Annotated in this window: 15 protein-coding genes, 1 rRNA gene and 1 pseudogene; 12 read left to right on the forward strand and 5 right to left on the reverse strand. The window is 62.9% G+C overall.

What is annotated here, in order from left to right:
* Both FQ755_RS03215 and FQ755_RS03220 read right to left on the reverse strand, forming a co-directional pair.
* A 16S ribosomal RNA gene (locus FQ755_RS03215) occupies nucleotides 1-65 on the reverse strand; the annotation flags it as partial.
* Nucleotides 66-548: 483 nt separating this feature from the next.
* Nucleotides 549-1325: an enoyl-CoA hydratase gene (locus FQ755_RS03220; protein WP_144150934.1), complete on the reverse strand. Its 777-nt coding sequence runs from the start codon at nucleotides 1323-1325 to the stop codon at nucleotides 549-551.
* Between the two features lie 138 nt (nucleotides 1326-1463).
* Between FQ755_RS03220 and paaN the strand changes: the two genes are divergently transcribed.
* The 4 genes and pseudogenes from paaN to paaK all read left to right on the forward strand — a co-directional run.
* Nucleotides 1464-3164, forward strand: coding sequence for a phenylacetic acid degradation protein PaaN (gene paaN / locus FQ755_RS03225; RefSeq protein ID WP_144150936.1), 1701 nt, complete (start codon nucleotides 1464-1466; stop codon nucleotides 3162-3164).
* A gap of 184 nt (nucleotides 3165-3348) precedes the next feature.
* Nucleotides 3349-4140: a 2-(1,2-epoxy-1,2-dihydrophenyl)acetyl-CoA isomerase PaaG gene (paaG, locus tag FQ755_RS03230; RefSeq protein ID WP_144150938.1), complete on the forward strand. Its 792-nt coding sequence runs from the start codon at nucleotides 3349-3351 to the stop codon at nucleotides 4138-4140.
* Nucleotide 4141: 1 nt separating this feature from the next.
* Nucleotides 4142-4606: a hydroxyphenylacetyl-CoA thioesterase PaaI gene (gene paaI, locus FQ755_RS03235; RefSeq protein ID WP_144150940.1), complete on the forward strand. Its 465-nt coding sequence runs from the start codon at nucleotides 4142-4144 to the stop codon at nucleotides 4604-4606.
* A gap of 24 nt (nucleotides 4607-4630) precedes the next feature.
* Nucleotides 4631-5992 (forward strand): annotated as a pseudogene (gene paaK, locus FQ755_RS03240) (phenylacetate--CoA ligase PaaK); the annotation flags it as partial.
* A gap of 166 nt (nucleotides 5993-6158) precedes the next feature.
* Here paaK and FQ755_RS03245 read toward each other — a convergent pair.
* Complete coding sequence (locus FQ755_RS03245) at nucleotides 6159-7310, reverse strand: murein transglycosylase A (protein WP_144150944.1); 1152 nt, start codon at nucleotides 7308-7310, stop codon at nucleotides 6159-6161.
* Nucleotides 7311-7385: 75 nt separating this feature from the next.
* Nucleotides 7386-7760 (reverse strand): Co2+/Mg2+ efflux protein ApaG, encoded by a 375-nt coding sequence (apaG, locus tag FQ755_RS03250; RefSeq protein ID WP_144150946.1) that lies wholly within the window; start codon nucleotides 7758-7760, stop codon nucleotides 7386-7388.
* Nucleotides 7761-7977: 217 nt separating this feature from the next.
* Between apaG and rpe the strand changes: the two genes are divergently transcribed.
* The 8 genes from rpe to FQ755_RS03290 all read left to right on the forward strand — a co-directional run bounded on the left by rpe (nucleotide 7978) and on the right by FQ755_RS03290 (nucleotide 15387).
* Nucleotides 7978-8667, forward strand: a complete 690-nt coding sequence (rpe, locus tag FQ755_RS03255) for a ribulose-phosphate 3-epimerase (protein WP_144150948.1) — start codon at nucleotides 7978-7980, stop codon at nucleotides 8665-8667.
* A complete protein-coding gene (locus tag FQ755_RS03260) occupies nucleotides 8664-9407 on the forward strand; it encodes a phosphoglycolate phosphatase (protein WP_144150950.1) in 744 nt (247 codons plus the stop codon). The genes rpe and FQ755_RS03260 overlap by 4 nt, the downstream gene beginning before the upstream one ends.
* Nucleotides 9408-9800: 393 nt before the next feature.
* Nucleotides 9801-11294 carry an anthranilate synthase component I gene (gene trpE, locus FQ755_RS03265; RefSeq protein ID WP_144150952.1) on the forward strand — a complete coding sequence of 498 codons (1494 nt, stop codon included), beginning with the start codon at nucleotides 9801-9803 and terminating at the stop codon, nucleotides 11292-11294.
* Between the two features lie 13 nt (nucleotides 11295-11307).
* Nucleotides 11308-11901 carry an aminodeoxychorismate/anthranilate synthase component II gene (locus tag FQ755_RS03270; RefSeq protein WP_144150954.1) on the forward strand — a complete coding sequence of 198 codons (594 nt, stop codon included), beginning with the start codon at nucleotides 11308-11310 and terminating at the stop codon, nucleotides 11899-11901.
* A 17-nt stretch (nucleotides 11902-11918) separates the two neighbouring features.
* Nucleotides 11919-12950, forward strand: a complete 1032-nt coding sequence (gene trpD, locus FQ755_RS03275; RefSeq protein ID WP_144150956.1) for an anthranilate phosphoribosyltransferase — start codon at nucleotides 11919-11921, stop codon at nucleotides 12948-12950.
* Nucleotides 12951-12969: 19 nt separating this feature from the next.
* Nucleotides 12970-13755, forward strand: coding sequence for an indole-3-glycerol phosphate synthase TrpC (trpC, locus tag FQ755_RS03280; RefSeq protein ID WP_144150958.1), 786 nt, complete (start codon nucleotides 12970-12972; stop codon nucleotides 13753-13755).
* Between the two features lie 36 nt (nucleotides 13756-13791).
* Entirely contained in the window at nucleotides 13792-14421 is a 630-nt protein-coding gene (locus tag FQ755_RS03285; RefSeq protein WP_144150960.1) for a CYTH domain-containing protein, read from the forward strand.
* Nucleotides 14422-14556: 135 nt separating this feature from the next.
* Nucleotides 14557-15387, forward strand: coding sequence for a uracil-DNA glycosylase (locus tag FQ755_RS03290; RefSeq protein ID WP_144150962.1), 831 nt, complete (start codon nucleotides 14557-14559; stop codon nucleotides 15385-15387).
* An 88-nt stretch (nucleotides 15388-15475) separates the two neighbouring features.
* Here the strand turns inward: FQ755_RS03290 and FQ755_RS03295 are convergent, their stop codons facing one another.
* Entirely contained in the window at nucleotides 15476-16072 is a 597-nt protein-coding gene (locus FQ755_RS03295) for an FMN-dependent NADH-azoreductase (protein ID WP_144150964.1), read from the reverse strand.
* Nucleotides 16073-16130: the final 58 nt, after the last annotated feature.

The raw sequence follows: 16130 nt of genomic DNA on the forward strand, positions 1-16130 counted from the left end.
TCGACTTGCATGTGTAAGGCATGCCGCCAGCGTTCAATCTGAGCCAGGATCAAACTCTTCAGTTCAATTCCTGTTACTGTTTTCTATTCTTCCGAATAGGTCGCTCACTCAACGTACTGACGAATGATCCTTCCATCTCTCGACGGAAAAACCTTCCTTTCATTACTGTGTGAGACTTGATACTTTCGCTTATGCGACAGGCCCCGAAGAGCCCACCGCCGCGTCGCGCATCAAGCGCCCACACTTATCGGCTGTTAATTTTTAAAGATCGAGTCCGCATTCACCACCAAAACCGCACCGGGTTACCAACCTCACCACCCGGCACCGCTTCGTTCTGCGTCGCTGCATCAGCAGCAGAGAAACGAGATTATGAAGAACTTTCGCTACGTCGTCAACAGGTTTTTTATCACTGCCTGAGCCTGCCCACCCCGCCGAAAGCCTTGCCACTGCTGGCTCTCCCGTTCCCCGCGCCCCGTCATCCGGAACGCGAAAGAACGAGATTCTAGCGAGCCCGACCGGGGCGCGCAAGCGTTATTTTGACGAGCCTATTACCGATGCTTGAACACCGGTTTGCGCTTCTCCACAAAGGCAGCCATCCCTTCCTTCTGATCCTCCGTCGCAAATAGCGAATGGAACAGCCTGCGTTCGAAGTGAACGCCCTCTGCGAGCGTCGTTTCGTATGCGCGATTCACGGACTCCTTCACCATCATGACGGCCGGCAATGGAAACTCCGCGATCGTTGCCGCCGCGGTCACGGCCTCCTCGATCAACGATGATGCGGGAACCACTCGCGAGACCAATCCGGCTCGCTCGGCTTCAGCTGCATCCATAAAGCGCGCCGTCAGGCAAAGATCCATGGCCTTGGCTTTCGATACCGCGCGCGGCAACCGTTGCGTGCCGCCAGCACCCGGCATGACGCCGAGCTTGATTTCCGGTTGACCGAACTTCGCCGTATCTGCGGCCAGGATGATGTCGCACATCATCGCCAGTTCGCATCCGCCGCCAAGCGCAAAGCCTGCGACCGCGGCAATGATCGGCTTGCGGATCGAGCGCACGGTCTCCCAGTTTCGGGTGATGTAGTCGCCCTTGTAGACATCCATATAGGTATAGGTCGCCATCATGCCGATGTCGGCGCCGGCGGCGAAAGCCTTTTCGCTGCCGGTGATCACGATCGCCCCAATTGCGTCGTCGGCGTCGAATGCCTTCAAGGCTGCGCCCAACTCATCCATAAGGGCATCGTTCAACGCATTCAGCGCTTTCGGACGATTCAGCGTGACAAGACCGACCCGTCCGCGGGTCTCGACCAGAATATTTTCGTAAGCCATGCAGCCTCCTTTTGTGTGAAGAGTAAGTCGCGCGAAAACGCTTCGCGCCGCCGTCTTAATAATGCTAACATTGACAAACCAACCGGTCGGTCAATTATTCGACAAGGTTTCTCCCAACTCCCAGGTTCCATTTCCGCCATGACGCATCCGCTATTTTCCAAACACGAAGACACGTTGCAAAAGGCGCTTGCCGCCATCGAAACGCGCGGCTACTGGAGTCCGTTCGTCGAAATGCCCAGCCCCAAAGTGTACGGGGAAACAGCAAATGCCGAAGGCGAGGCCGCCTTCAAAGCGCACCTGAACCGGACCTTTGAACTCGACCAACCGGCCACCGGAGAAACCGTCGGTACCGAGATTTCGCCGTTTGGCTTCGAGCTTGGCATTCGTTATCCCAAAGCCAACCCGGATGCACTGCTTGCCGCGGCCGCCGCCGCGCAAAAAAGCTGGCGTGCCGCCGGCCCGCAGGCATGGGTCGGCGTGAGCCTCGAAATTCTGGCGCGCGTGAACCGCGCGAGCTTCGAGATCGGTTATAGCGTCATGCACACCACCGGCCAGGCATTCATGATGGCATTCCAGGCTGGCGGCCCCCACGCTCAGGACCGCGCGCTGGAAGCCGTCGTATACGCTTGGGATCAGCTGCGCCGCATCCCAGCTAACGCGCACTGGGAAAAGCCGCAAGGCAAAAACCCGCCCCTCGCGATGCACAAGCGCTACACGGTCGTACCGCGCGGCACCGGCCTGGTACTCGGTTGCTGCACCTTCCCCACGTGGAACGGCTACCCCGGCCTCTTCGCCGATCTGGCAACCGGCAACACGGTCATCGTCAAGCCCCACCCCGGCGCTATCCTGCCTCTGGCCATTACTGTACGCATCGCCCGTGACGTTTTGCGGGAAGCCGGTTTCGATCCGAACGTCGTCACCCTGCTCGCCACCAATCCGAACGACGGCGCCCTCGTACAGGATCTCGCGCTACGTTCCGAGATCAAGCTGATCGACTTCACCGGCAGCACGCAAAACGGCACCTGGCTCGAACGTCATGCACACCAGGCACAGGTGTACACGGAGAAAACCGGCGTCAACCAGATCGTGATCGACTCGGCAGACGACCTCAAGGCCGTGGCACGGAACATTGCTTTCTCGCTCGCGCTCTATTCCGGCCAGATGTGCACTGCCCCACAGAACATCTATATACCGCGCGACGGCATTCGTACCGCTGATGGCGTGCTCAGCTTCGATGCGGTGGCACAGGCAATCGGCGACGCCGTACAAAAGCTGGTCGCCGATCCCGCACGCGCCGTCGAACTGCTCGGCGCGATCCAGAACGAAGGCGTCGTGCAGCGGATCGAGGAAGCCCGCAAACTGGGCCGTGTGCGGGTCGAAAGCCAATCGCTCGAACATCCGGCTTTTGCTGGCGCGCGCGTCCGCACGCCGCTCGTCCTGCAACTTGACGCCGCCACCGACTCGGCAAAATTCGCCAAGGAATGGTTCGGTCCGATCTCATTCCTCATCGCTACGGATTCGACCGCACAGTCGCTCGAGCTTGCCGGCAAGCTCGCGGCGGAACACGGCGCGCTGACGTTCTCCGTGTACAGCACAGATGAAGCCGTAATCGAAGCCGCCCACGAAGCCTCGATTCACGGCGGAGTTGCGCTGTCCATCAATCTGACCGGTGGCGTGTTCGTCAACCAGTCGGCCGCGTTCTCCGACTTCCACGGCACCGGCGCGAATCCGGCAGCCAACGCCGCGCTTGCCGATGCCGCCTTCGTAGCGAACCGTTTCCGCGTCATTCAAAGTCGCGTTCATGTTGAACCGAAAGCGGCGCCGGCAACAGTCGGCTGAAAGACATAGGCCGAAAAGCGTAGATGCGTCCTAGGCCATTCGGCCGAATAGCGCGCACGGCCCTTCATAACTAAGATGAGGCACGAGATCGGCATTCCAGCCGGTCCACAGTCGGCAGGAACCCTGCGCGAACGGCGCTTGCCAAGCGCTACTAGATAGTCAGGAAGTCAGGAGGAGACAAACGATGTCATATGAAGCGATCCGCCTCGAGTTCGACACTGCGAACCGCGTCGCCACCTTGACGCTGAACCGCCCCGACAAGCTCAACAGCTTCACGCGGGCCATGCATCGCGAGCTCGGTGCCGCGCTCGACGAAGTTGTCGCCGCCGACGCGCGAGCACTAATACTGATTGGCGCAGGCCGCGGTTTTTGCGCGGGCCAGGATTTGGCGGATCTGGACTTCACGCCCGGCGCCATGACAGACCTCGGGGCATTGATCGACGAGCACTTCAACCCGCTGATCCGTCGGCTCCAGGCATTGCCTCTGCCCGTGATCGCCGCGGTGAACGGCACGGCGGCAGGTGCGGGCGCCAATCTGGCGCTCGCCTGCGACCTGGTGCTCGCCGCGCGTTCCGCCAGTTTCATCCAGGCATTCGTGAAGATCGGCCTCGTGCCGGATTCCGGCGGCACGTGGTTCTTGCCGCAGCGCGTCGGCATGGCCCGCGCGCTCGGCCTCGCCCTCACCGGCGACAAGCTCAGCGCGGAAAAGGCCGAGAGCTGGGGCCTCATCTGGCAGGTCGTCGACGACGCAGACCTCGCCGCCACAGCGACCAAACTCGCAACCCAGCTCGCCCAGCAGCCCACCCGCGCAATCGCCGCGATCAAGCAGGCCATGCGCGCAGGCGCCACCCAAACGCTCGATCAGCAGCTAGACCTCGAACGCGATCTGCAACGTGTGCTGGGCGCATCGCACGACTACGCGGAAGGCGTGCAAGCCTTCATCGAAAAGCGCGCACCGCGTTTCGAGGGCCGCTGATATGTCGACGCCATCAGACCACCGCTTCGCCGCGCTGTCGCCGGACGAACTGGCCCGCGCCACTGCCGACGCCATGTACAAGGCCGACGCCTGCAGCCGCGCGCTAGGGCTCGAATTGCTGGAAGTGCGGCCCGGCTACGCGCGCATGCGAATGGCCGTGCGTGCCGACTTTCTGAACGGCCATCAGATCTGCCACGGCGGCTTGATCTTCACGCTTGCCGATTCCACCTTCGCGTTCGCCTGCAACAGCTACAACCTCAGCACAGTCGCAGCCGGTTGTTCGATCGAATTCCTGCGTCCGGTACAAGGCGGCGACGAATTGACGGCCGAGGCTGTCGAGCAAATCCTGAGCGGACGCACCGGCATCTATGACATTCGCGTAACCAATCGGGCAGGCGAAACCGTGGCCATGTTTCGCGGCAAATCGGCGCAAATCAAAGGCAGGGTTATTCCGGCTGAAAGCTGAACCCGCGGCGGCGCGCCGCCCAGCGCGGCTCACCTCGCCGCGTGCACCGCAATTCATTGTGAAGAAGCAAGGAGACACCCGATGAATACCAAGCTCCCGCTCGAGCCGATCGAAACGGCGAGCCGCGACGAACTCGCCGCTCTCCAGCTTGAACGGCTGAAATGGTCGCTCACGCACGCCTACGAAAATTCGCCGGTCTATCGGCGCAAGTTCGATGAGGCCGGCGTCCATCCGGGTGAGGTGAAAACGCTCGCCGACCTGTCCCGCTTCCCGTTCACGTCCAAGAAAGATCTGCGCGACAACTACCCGTTCGGCATGTTCGCCGTCCCGCAGGAACAGGTGTCGCGAATCCACGCATCGTCAGGCACTACCGGCAAGCCAACGGTCGTCGGCTACACCGCACGTGATATCGATACGTGGGCCAACGTGGTGGCCCGCTCGATCCGCGCCGCTGGCGCACGGCGCGGCGACAAGGTGCATGTCAGCTACGGCTATGGCCTTTTCACCGGCGGCCTGGGCGCACACTACGGCGCGGAACGCGCCGGGCTCACCGTGATCCCGTTCGGTGGCGGCCAAACCGAAAAGCAGGTCCAGCTCATCCAGGATTTCCGGCCCGACATCATCATGGTGACACCCAGCTACATGCTGTCGATCGCCGACGAACTCGAACGGCAGGGTCTCGATCCGGCCCAATCGTCGTTGCGCATCGGCATCTTCGGTGCGGAGCCGTGGACCAATGACATGCGCCACGCCATCGAAAAACGCATGGGCATCGATGCTGTCGATATTTACGGGCTGTCGGAGGTAATGGGGCCTGGCGTGGCCTCGGAATGCGCAGAAACCAAAGACGGGCCGACCATCTGGGAAGATCATTTTTATCCGGAGATAGTCGATCCGGAAACCGGCGAAGTGCTGCCGGACGGCGAGTTGGGCGAGCTCGTATTCACGTCGCTGACAAAGGAAGCGCTACCCATCATCCGCTACCGAACGCGCGATCTTACGCGTCTGCTGCCTGGCACGGCGCGCACGATGCGGCGGATGGAGAAGATCACCGGCCGCTCGGACGACATGATGATCGTACGCGGCGTGAACGTTTTTCCGACACAGATCGAGGAACTGCTGCTGAAGCAACCTGTGCTCGCACCGCACTATCAGATCATTTTGACGAAAGAAGGTCCGCTGGATGTGCTGACGCTCAGCGTCGAGCCGTGTCCCGAAACGGCGCCCGATACTGCCGCGCTAAGCGCAGCAAAACAGGCGCTGAGTTACGACATCAAGGCATTGATTGGCGTCAGCGCCGTGGTGAACGTATTGGCGGTGAACGGTATCGAGCGCTCGGTGGGAAAGGCGAGGCGCGTAATCGACAAACGGAAGATGAGTGCCTGAAAATGCCGGCGGCGGTTTAAGTTGACCTGACTGAATTGGCCCCACGCGATACGCACAGGCAATTCAAGCAACTCAGGCGCCGCCGCGCGTCACTCGGCCACAAATCCACCCATCCTCGCCGCCCGCCCACATCCGCATCCGCATCCGCATCAAGACAGAAAAGACATCAAGAATTCGGCAACAACAGCCACATCCTCCCGGCCTGCTTCATCTTGCCGGCGAGATCGCCCGCGTCGTCGCCGAGTCCCCAAAAATAGTCGGCCCGCACGCCGCCCTTGATCGCCGAGCCCGTATCCTGGGCAAACACCAGCCGGTTCATTGGCGAATTGGTGAGCGGACGCGTCGTCTGCAGGAACACCGGCGTGCCCAGCGGAATCGAGGACGGATCGACCGCGATCGAACGCTCCGGCGTCAGCGGCACACCCAACGCCCCAATCGGGCCATCAGCGCCACCGCCCGGAGCACTCTCCGCGGACGGCATCTCGCGGAAAAACACAAAGCGCGGATTGGTGTCCAGCAACGCATCGACGCGGGTCGGATTAGCCCGGGCCCACGCCTTGATCCCCTGCATCGTCGCCTGAGCGGGCGTCAGTTCCCCGTGATCCAGCAACCATCGGCCAATCGACCTGTACGGCTGATTATTGGTACCGCCAAACCCGAGCCGCATGACGCTGCCGTCCTCCATCACGACGCGCCCCGAGCCTTGCACCTGCAGGAAAAAAGCCTCAATCGGATCATCGACCCAAACGAGTTCGTTGCCATTGAGCGCGCCTGAGCGTTCGAGCTGCGCCCGGCTCGGCAAATCGCCGCCAGGCCGATACGCGGCCGGCCAACGATACAGCGCCGTCTGATAGATACCGTGGCGGGTGCGCGAACCACGCAGCAACGGCTCGTAATAGCCGGTCACGAGGCCGTCGAGCGTGCCGTCGGTATTCGAGAACTGGTACGGCGTGAAATAGGCTTCGAAGAAGGCGCGCGCACTGTTCAGGTCCAGATCGTCGATCTGCTCGGCCGCCGCGCAGGCGCGCTGCCAGTTCGGTTGACGGGCAAGCCGCAAGCAGTTTTGCCGCAGCGCGGCGGTCGCGCCGATCAGCGAATCGTCCTGCCAGCCCGGTACCTGCTGCCATGCAACCGGCGTCAACCGCGCCGCAGCAATCTGGCCCGGCACGAACGCCGCGCCGGTCGGCGGCGCGGAAGGCCGCACGGCTGCGCCCCCGCCGCACGAAGCCAGCAACACCGCCACGGCGAGCACCCCCAGCCAGCCGGCGAGCTTGCCGGCCAACCGCATACAATTTTCGTTCTGAATGGAAACCGCCATGTTTGATCTGTTCGACGAATACCCGGTGCTCATCTTCACTGCGGCAATTCAAGGACCGCCGGTGACGCTACCAGTTCAATGCAGCGTGCGCGGCATGCGCAGAACAAACTCCGGCACCGGCGCCTCGAACCGCTCGCCGTCCTCGGCCACGCAGAAATATTCCCCGCGCATGGTGCCGACAGGCGTCGCGATCACCGCCCAGCTCGTATATTCGAATTGCTCGCCCGGTTTGAGCAGCGGCTGATGTCCGACCACGCCGAGCCCCTTCACTTCCTGCTCGTGCTTGTCGCTATCGGTGATCACCCAATGGCGCGCAATCAGTTGAGCCGGCACCTGACCGCTGTTGCGGATGGTCAGCGTGTAGGCGAACGCATACTGACGGCGCTCCGGGTCCGACTCGTCGGGCAGGTACTGCACCTGCGACGCTACGCTGAATTCGTACTGGCTCATCCTGATTCCGGTCTGGTGAAACGATGTCGTAAGAGTTTGCGCGGAAGCCGGCAATTATGCCGGCAGGCACGCCGGTCAAGGCTCCGCAATGATTTCGCTATGGTTCCGCATTCTGGCCCATGCACGCCAGGCCCGCAACCGGACAATCCCATCCGGCAAGGCCTCAAGGCGCGTAAGACGGTAAAATAATGTTTTCCGCCTACCGCCCGCCCCCGCCATGACGCAATTCCGCATTTCCCCCAGCATTCTGTCCGCCGATTTCTCGCGGCTCGGTGAAGAAGTCCGCAATGTCGTCGCCGCCGGCGCCGACTGGATCCACTTCGACGTGATGGACAACCATTATGTGCCGAACCTGACCATCGGCCCGGTGGTGTGCGAGGCGCTGCGCCCGCACGTCGACGTGCCGATCGACGTGCATCTGATGGTGCGCCCCGTCGACCGCATCGTGCCCGACTTCGCCAAGGCGGGCGCCAATGTGATCAGTTTTCACCCGGAAGGCTCGGACCACATCGACCGCACGCTGTCGCTGATCCGCGACCACGGCTGCAAGGCCGGTCTCGTGTTCAATCCGGCCACGTCGCTGAGCTATCTCGACTACGTGATGGACAAGGTCGATCTGGTGCTGATCATGTCGGTGAATCCGGGGTTCGGCGGCCAGTCGTTCATCCCCGAGGCGCTCGTCAAGCTGCGCGAAGCCCGCAAGCGCATCGACGCCTATAACGAAAAGACCGGCCGGGAGATCCATCTCGAAGTGGACGGCGGCGTGAAGATCGAGAACATCGCCGAAATCGCCGCCGCGGGCGCCGATACTTTCGTGGCCGGCTCGGCCATCTTCGGCCACCACGACTACAAGACCATCATCGCCGAAATGCGCGCCGAACTGGCAAAGGTCGGGCAACAGGCATGACAACGGGCGCCACGCCGCCGCCGTTTGCCGCGCCGGCGTTCAGCGGTCCGCGCATCCTTGGGGCCATCATCGACCTCGACGGCACGATGGTCGACACCGCCGACGACTTCACGGCCGGCCTGAACGGCATGCTCGCTCAACTCGATGCGGCGCAAACATCGCGCGAGGAAGTGGTGGGTTATGTCGGCAAGGGCTCCGAGCACCTGATCCGCAGCGTGCTCGCGCCGCGCTTCGAGGCAACCCAGGCGCAGGACCGTTTCGACGAGGCGCTCGCCATCTACCAGGAAGAGTACGCGCGCATCAACGGACGTCATACGCGTCTTTATCCGGACGTCGAAGCCGGCTTGGCCGCCATGCGCGACGCCGGCCTCAAGCTCGCGTGCGTCACCAACAAGCCGCACCGCTTCGCCGTGGAATTGCTGCAGCAATACGGCCTTGCCGGCTACTTCAGCCTCGTGATCGGCGGTGACAGTCTGGCGAAAAAGAAGCCCGACCCGCTGCCCATGCTGACCGCCTGCGCCCAGCTCCAGCTCGCGCCCGCGGCCACTGTGGCGATCGGCGACTCGGAAAACGACGCCCTCGCCGGTCGCGCGGCGGGCATGGCGACACTGACCGTCCCGTATGGCTACAACCATGGCCAAGCTATACAAACAATAAAATCCGATGGTATAGTTGCCTCGCTGCTGGATGCGGCCAAGGCCGTCGCGGCACACAACGCAGTTCACCCTACATCGACTTAACAAGTCCTTCATCCTCATGTTTCTGAACAAAAAACGGAGTCTGAGCAGCATCGACCGGGGAGCCTGGCCCTGGCGTCGCTGGTCGCGCTAACCTCTCCTGAGGTACGCTGAAGCCTCGTCTTCGGCACCGTTTTTTGCTTCGCTGCGCTCACGCGCCTTTCCCTGCAGTTCTCGTCGCACCGGTTTGTGCGGCCGTCGTGTACAGCGCGTACCGTGGCCTGCCCATATCTTGTGCGCCTCGCGGGAAAGCTCGCGCCGGTTGGCCTAACCTTGTCCTGATCGTCCTGACACGATTTGAGCGGACCAGGCTTCGCCCACCCGGCCACGTAGACAGCGCATCGCCCCGCTTTGTCCGACGCACGCTACGCGCGGACCTATGAACAGGATCGGAACATGACCGAACTCGAATTCCAGTCCCTCGCCAACGAGGGCTACAACCGCATTCCGCTGATCGCCGAAGCGCTCGCCGACCTCGAAACGCCTCTCTCGCTGTATCTCAAGCTAGCGCAGCCCGAGCGCAACGGCGCCAACTCGTTCCTGCTGGAATCGGTGGTGGGCGGCGAACGGTTCGGGCGCTACTCGTTTATCGGCCTGCCGGCGCGCACGCTGCTGCGCACGCGCAACGGCGTATCGGAAGTGGTGCGGGACGGCAAGGTCGTCGAAACGCACGAAGGCGATCCGCTCGAATTCATCCAGCAGTTCCAGGGCCGCTTCAAGGTGGCGCAACGGCCGGGACTGCCGCGTTTCGCGGGCGGTCTGGCGGGCTATTTCGGCTACGACGCGGTGCGCTACATCGAGAAAAAACTCGCCAATACCGCGCCGCCGGACGATCTCAACCTGCCCGACATCCAGTTGCTGCTGACCGAAGAAGTCGCGGTGATCGACAACCTCGCCGGCAAGCTGTATCTCGTGGTCTACGCCGATCCGACCACGCCCGAAGCCTACACGCGCGCCAAACAGCGTTTGCGCGATCTGCGCCAGCGGCTCCGCACGACCGTGCAGCCGCCGGTGACATCGGCGAGCGTGCGTACCGAGACCTACCGCGAATTCGCCAAAGACGACTACCTCGCCGCCGTGCGCAAGGCGAAGGAATACATCGCCGCCGGCGAGCTGATGCAGGTACAGGTCGGCCAGCGCCTGACCAAACCGTATCGCGACAATCCGCTTTCCCTGTACCGCGCGCTGCGTTCGCTGAACCCGTCGCCGTACATGTACTACTACAACTTCGGCGATTTCCACGTGGTCGGCGCGTCGCCGGAAATTCTGGTGCGTCAGGAAAAGCGCGGCGAAGATCGCATCGTCACGATCCGCCCGCTCGCCGGCACGCGTCCGCGCGGCAACACGCCTGAGCGTGATGCCGAACTCGCCACCGAACTGCTGAACGACCCGAAGGAAATCGCCGAGCACGTCATGCTGATCGACCTCGCGCGCAACGACGTGGGCCGTATCGCGCAGATCGGCTCGGTGGTCGTCACCGACAAGATGGTGATCGAGAAGTACTCGCACGTGCAGCACATCGTGAGTTCGGTCGAAGGCAAGCTGAAACCCGGCACCACCAATTTCGACGTGCTGCGCGCCACCTTCCCGGCCGGCACGCTGTCCGGCGCGCCGAAGGTCCGCGCCATGGAACTGATCGACGAACTGGAGCCCGTCAAGCGCGGCCTGTACGGCGGCGCGGTCGGCTACCTGTCGTTCACCGGTGAGATGGATCTGGCCATCACGATCCGCACCGGCGTGATCAGCAACGGCAATCTGTATGTGCAGGCGGCAGCGGGTGTCGTCGCGGATTCGGTGCCCGAATCCGAATGGCAAGAGACCGAGAACAAGGCGCGCGCCGTGCTGCGCGCCGCCGAGCAGGTGCAAGACGGCCTCGATAGCGACTTCTGACCGGAGACAGACCATGCTGCTGATGATCGACAACTACGACTCATTCACCTACAACCTGGTCCAGTACTTCGGCGAACTCGGCGAAGACGTCCGGACCTATCGCAACGACGAAATCACGCTCGACGAAATCGCGAAGCTCAATCCCGCGCGCATTTGCCTCTCGCCGGGGCCGAGCAATCCGCAACACGCGGGCATCACGCTCGACGTGCTGCGCGAATTCGCCGGCAAAACGCCGATTCTCGGCGTGTGCCTCGGCCATCAGGCGATCGGCGAAGCCTTCGGCGGCCGCGTGGTGCGCGCGCAGACCATCATGCACGGCAAGGTCAGCACGATCGAAACCGACTGCAAAGGTGTGTTTTCCGACCTGCCGAAGCACTTCGTGGTGACGCGCTATCACTCGCTCGCTATCGAACGCGAATCGCTGCCCGATTGCCTGGAAGTATCCGCGTGGACCGACGACGGCGAGATCATGGGCGTGCGCCACAAGGAACTGGCCGTCGAAGGCGTGCAGTTCCACCCGGAAGCCATCCTGTCCGAACACGGCCACGCCCTGCTCGAAAACTTCGTTAAGCAGTCGAAGGCCGCGCCGGCCGCGCGCAACACTTGATCACCCGAGGCGACATCATGACGATTACCCCTCAGGAAGCGTTGCAGCGCACGATCGAGCACCGCGAAATTTTCCACGACGAGATGCTGCATCTGATGCGCCTCATCATGCGCGGCGAACTGTCGCCGGTGATGGCGGCCGCGATCATTACGGGGCTGCGCGTCAAAAAAGAGACCATCGGCGAAATCACCGCGGCCGCCACGGTGATGCGCGAGTTTGCCCGGCATGTCGACGTGCCGGACAATTCGAACTTTGTCGATATCGTCGGGACCGGCGGCGACGGCGCGCACACCTTCAACATCTCCACCGCGACGATGTTCGTCACGGCCGCAGCCGGCGCGAAAGTCGCGAAGCACGGCGGGCGCAGCGTGTCGAGCAAGTCGGGCAGCGCGGACGTGCTCGAAGCACTGGGCGTGAATATCGAACTGCAGCCCGACCAGGTGGCAGCCTCGATTGCCGAAACCGGCATGGGTTTCATGTTCGCGCCGAACCATCATCCGGCAATGAAAAACATCGCGCCGGTGCGCCGCGAACTCGGCGTGCGCACGCTCTTCAACATTCTCGGCCCGCTCACCAATCCGGCCGGCGCGCCGAATCAGTTGATGGGCGTGTTCCACGCGGACCTGGTCGGCATCCAGGTGCGCGTGATGCAGCGTCTGGGCGCGAAGCACGTGCTGGTGGTCTACGGCATGGACGGCATGGACGAAGTCTCGCTCGGCGCGGCGACGCAGGTCGGCGAATTGCGCGACGGCGAAATTTTCGAGTACGAAATTCATCCCGAGGATTTCGGCATGCAGATGGTGTCGAACCGCTCGCTGAAAGTGGCCGACGCCGCCGAGTCCAAACTGATGCTGCTCGAAGCGCTCGACAACAAGCCTGGCGTCGCGCGCGAGATTGTCACACTGAATGCCGGCACGGCGCTCTATGCTGCGAATGTGGCCGCGTCGATTGCCGACGGCATCGCGCTGGCGCGCGAAGCCATCGCGAGTGGCAAGGCGCGGGCGAAGGTCGACGATCTGGTTCGCTTTACGCGCCAATTCAAGCACTAAATTCTGTATCGAGAAAGCTATGAGCGACATTCTGGAACGCATCATCGACGTCAAGCGCCAGGAGATTCGGGCCGCCGAACTGAGCGCGCCGCTCGAAGAACTGCGCCTCGAAGCCTCGGCGCGCGACAGGCGCGATTTTGTCGGCGCCTTGCGCGCAAAACATGCCGCCGGTCATGCCGCGGTGATCGCGGAAGTGAAGAAAGCGAGCCCGTCCAAAGGCGTGCTGCGCGAGCGTTTCGTACCGGCTGAAATCGCCCGGTCCTACGCGAAGCACGGCGCGGCGTGTCTGTCCGTGCTGACCGACGTGCAGTTTTTCCAGGGCAGCGCCGCCTATCTGGAAGAAGCGCGCGCCGCCTGCGACCTGCCGGTGCTGCGCAAAGACTTCATCATCGACCCGTATCAGATCGTCGAAGCCCGCGCGATGGGCGCCGACGCGATCCTGCTGATCGCCGCCGCACTCGAAACCGCGCAAATGCAGGACCTCGAAGCATTCGCGCATTCGCTGGGGCTCGCGGTGCTGGTCGAAGTGCACAACAAGGACGAGTTGACGGAAGCGCTCACGCTGAAGACGCCGCTCATGGGCATCAACAACCGTAATCTGCGCACCTTCGAAACGTCGATCGAGACGACCATCGGTATGCTTGAGATGATCCCGGAAGACCGCATCGTCGTGACCGAGTCCGGCATCCTCGCGCGCGCGGACGTGGACCGTCTGCGCGAGATGGACGTGCATACCTTCCTCGTCGGCGAGGCCTTCATGCGCGCCGAGGAACCGGGCGCAGAACTTGCGCGGATGTTTTTCTGAGCTTAACGCTTCGGGCTAACTGGAAAGGCGACCGCCATGGGTATGGAACGTGAAATCAAGCTGGCGCTGCCGGCCGAGCAGATCGGCGCGGCGACACGCTGGTTCGTCGCGCGCACCGGCACGGCGGGACACCCCATCGCGCTCGCCAATATCTACTTCGACACGCCGTCGCTGACGCTGGCGCGCTCGAAAAGCGCGCTGCGTCTGCGGCACACACCGGATGGCTGGCTGCAAACCTTCAAGACCGCCGGTAACGCAAGCTCCGGTATGCACAGCCGGCACGAGTGGGAAATGCCGGTGGCCGGCGAGGCGCTGGAGATCGACGCGCTGCTGCAAGCCTGCGACGAACCGACCGTGGCCGCCGCGCTGCGCGGGGCCGCGCCGGACCTGATCGAATTGTTCCGCACCGATTTCACCCGCACGCTGTGGCAGGTGGCGCACAACGGCGCCACGGTCGAAGCCGCAATCGATCAGGGCGACGTGATTGCCGAGGTGAATGGAGAAACGCGCCGCTCGCCGATTCTCGAAGTCGAGCTGGAACTGAAAAGCGGCGACGAGGCGGCCTTACAGGCGCTGGCCGACGAACTCGGCGCGCACGTGCCCGGTCTCGTGCCGGACGATGTCAGCAAGGCGCAGCGCGGCTACAAGCTGCGCGAACCAGAGTAATAAGCCCAACAAGCCCAATCGGTGCATGTGCGGCGATCATCGTATTCCGCGACGGCTGGGCATCGATAAGACCGCCGCCCGGCTTGCCGGCCTGCGCCTTGAGCTACACCCCGTTTGCTGCGACACTTGCGCGTCATGACCTCCGCCTCCCGCACCCGTTCGCCGTCGCCGCAAGGCTCGCTGTTTAACGACCACCCGTCCGAGCCGACTGCGGCATCGCCAGCGCCCATGCCCACCTCCACGCAAACGCCCTCGCTCGAAGCCCAGTTCGAAGCACTGCCGCCCGCGTGGCGCGAGCATCTGCGGCCGTTCACGCAGAGCGACGCCTATGCAACGCTGTGCCGGTTCGTCGATGGCGAGCGCGCAGCCGGCAAAACCGTCTATCCCGCCGACGTATTCCGCGCCCTGCGCCTGACGAGCCCCGACGAAGTCAAAGTGGTGATCCTCGGCCAGGACCCGTATCACGGCGAGGATCGCGGCACGCCGCAGGCGCACGGACTGGCGTTTTCAGTGCCGCCGGGAGTACGGCCGCCGCCGTCGCTGCGCAACATCTTCAAGGAAATCGCCGCCAGTCTCGGCTACGAGCCGCCGCGTCACGGCTGCCTCGATGCCTGGGCGAAACAGGGCGTGCTGTTGCTGAACACCGTGCTGACCGTCGAGCGCGATTCAGCGGCGAGCCACGCGAAGCGCGGCTGGGAGAAATGCACCGACACGCTGATCCACGAACTGGCGACGCGTCACGACGGCCTCGTGTTCATGCTGTGGGGTGCGCACGCGCAAGCCAAGCGGGCGCTGCTCGGCGGCAAGGCGCATTACGTGCTGGAGGCGCCGCATCCGTCGCCGCTGTCGGCGCATCGCGGCTTTCTCGGCTGCGGGCACTTCGCTCTCGCCAATGAATATCTGAGCAAACACCAGCGCCAGCCGATCGACTGGCGCCTGCCCGACGAAGCGCAAACACTGGCCTGAAACCCGAAGCCTGAAGCCGCACAAACAAAAACGCCACGGACATACATTCCGTGGCGTTTTTTTGCGACTGACTCGCGCGGTATTTTACTTACGCAGCTGCGATCGCTTCGCGTGCGCCGGCCAGAGCGGCGGTCGCTGCGTCCGGGCCCATGTTCAGGCCTTCAGCGACGATAAACGTGACGTCGGTCATGCCGAGGAAGCCGAGGAAAGTCTTCAGATACGGCGTCTGGCTGTCGTTCGGCGTGCCGAGATACTTGCCGCCGCGGGCCGAAACCACGAACACCTTTTTGCCCTTCACGAGGCCTTCCGGACCATTCGCCGTGTACTGGAACGTGATGCCGGCGCGGGCGATGAAGTCGAAATACGTCTTCAATTGCGACGAGATGCCGAAGTTGTACATGGGTGCGCCGATCACGACGATGTCGGCGGCTTGCAGTTCGGCGATCAGCGCTTCGCTGCGTGCCGAGATAGCAACCTGTTCCGGGCTGCGCTGCTCAGCCGGCGTGAAGAACGCGCCGAGGACAGCGTCGTCCAGGTGGGGCAGCGGTTCGGCTTGCAGATTACGGACGACGACTCGCGCGCCCGGATTCGATTGTTGCAGCTTTTCGGTCAGTTCGTTGACGAGCAGCGTCGATTGAGCGCCTTGCGAGCGGGCTGCCGAGTTGATTTGCAGGATCGTGGTCATGGTTGACTCCAGTAGGGGCGCGCAGTCTTGCGCGAGTGGAGCCATTGTGGTGACTTAC

The sequence above is a fragment of the Paraburkholderia sp. BCC1885 genome, from assembly GCF_900996235.1.
Classification (GTDB): Bacteria; Pseudomonadota; Gammaproteobacteria; order Burkholderiales; family Burkholderiaceae; genus Paraburkholderia.

Bases quoted from the DNA above. Each gene is read 5' to 3' on its own strand.
- paaI (WP_144150940.1), top strand. From the start codon at position 4,142: ATGTCGACGCCATCAGACCACCGCTTCGCCGCGCTGTCGCCGGACGAA.
- paaG (WP_144150938.1), top strand. From the start codon at position 3,349: ATGTCATATGAAGCGATCCGCCTCGAGTTCGACACTGCGAACCGCGTC.
- apaG (WP_144150946.1), bottom strand. From the start codon at position 7,760: ATGAGCCAGTACGAATTCAGCGTAGCGTCGCAGGTGCAGTACCTGCCC.
- FQ755_RS03270 (WP_144150954.1), top strand. From the start codon at position 11,308: ATGCTGCTGATGATCGACAACTACGACTCATTCACCTACAACCTGGTC.
- trpE (WP_144150952.1), top strand. From the start codon at position 9,801: ATGACCGAACTCGAATTCCAGTCCCTCGCCAACGAGGGCTACAACCGC.
- FQ755_RS03295 (WP_144150964.1), bottom strand. From the start codon at position 16,072: ATGACCACGATCCTGCAAATCAACTCGGCAGCCCGCTCGCAAGGCGCT.
- trpC (WP_144150958.1), top strand. From the start codon at position 12,970: ATGAGCGACATTCTGGAACGCATCATCGACGTCAAGCGCCAGGAGATT.
- rpe (WP_144150948.1), top strand. From the start codon at position 7,978: ATGACGCAATTCCGCATTTCCCCCAGCATTCTGTCCGCCGATTTCTCG.
- FQ755_RS03290 (WP_144150962.1), top strand. From the start codon at position 14,557: ATGACCTCCGCCTCCCGCACCCGTTCGCCGTCGCCGCAAGGCTCGCTG.
- FQ755_RS03245 (WP_144150944.1), bottom strand. From the start codon at position 7,310: ATGGCGGTTTCCATTCAGAACGAAAATTGTATGCGGTTGGCCGGCAAG.
- trpD (WP_144150956.1), top strand. From the start codon at position 11,919: ATGACGATTACCCCTCAGGAAGCGTTGCAGCGCACGATCGAGCACCGC.
- FQ755_RS03220 (WP_144150934.1), bottom strand. From the start codon at position 1,325: ATGGCTTACGAAAATATTCTGGTCGAGACCCGCGGACGGGTCGGTCTT.
- paaN (WP_144150936.1), top strand. From the start codon at position 1,464: ATGACGCATCCGCTATTTTCCAAACACGAAGACACGTTGCAAAAGGCG.
- FQ755_RS03285 (WP_144150960.1), top strand. From the start codon at position 13,792: ATGGGTATGGAACGTGAAATCAAGCTGGCGCTGCCGGCCGAGCAGATC.
- FQ755_RS03260 (WP_144150950.1), top strand. From the start codon at position 8,664: ATGACAACGGGCGCCACGCCGCCGCCGTTTGCCGCGCCGGCGTTCAGC.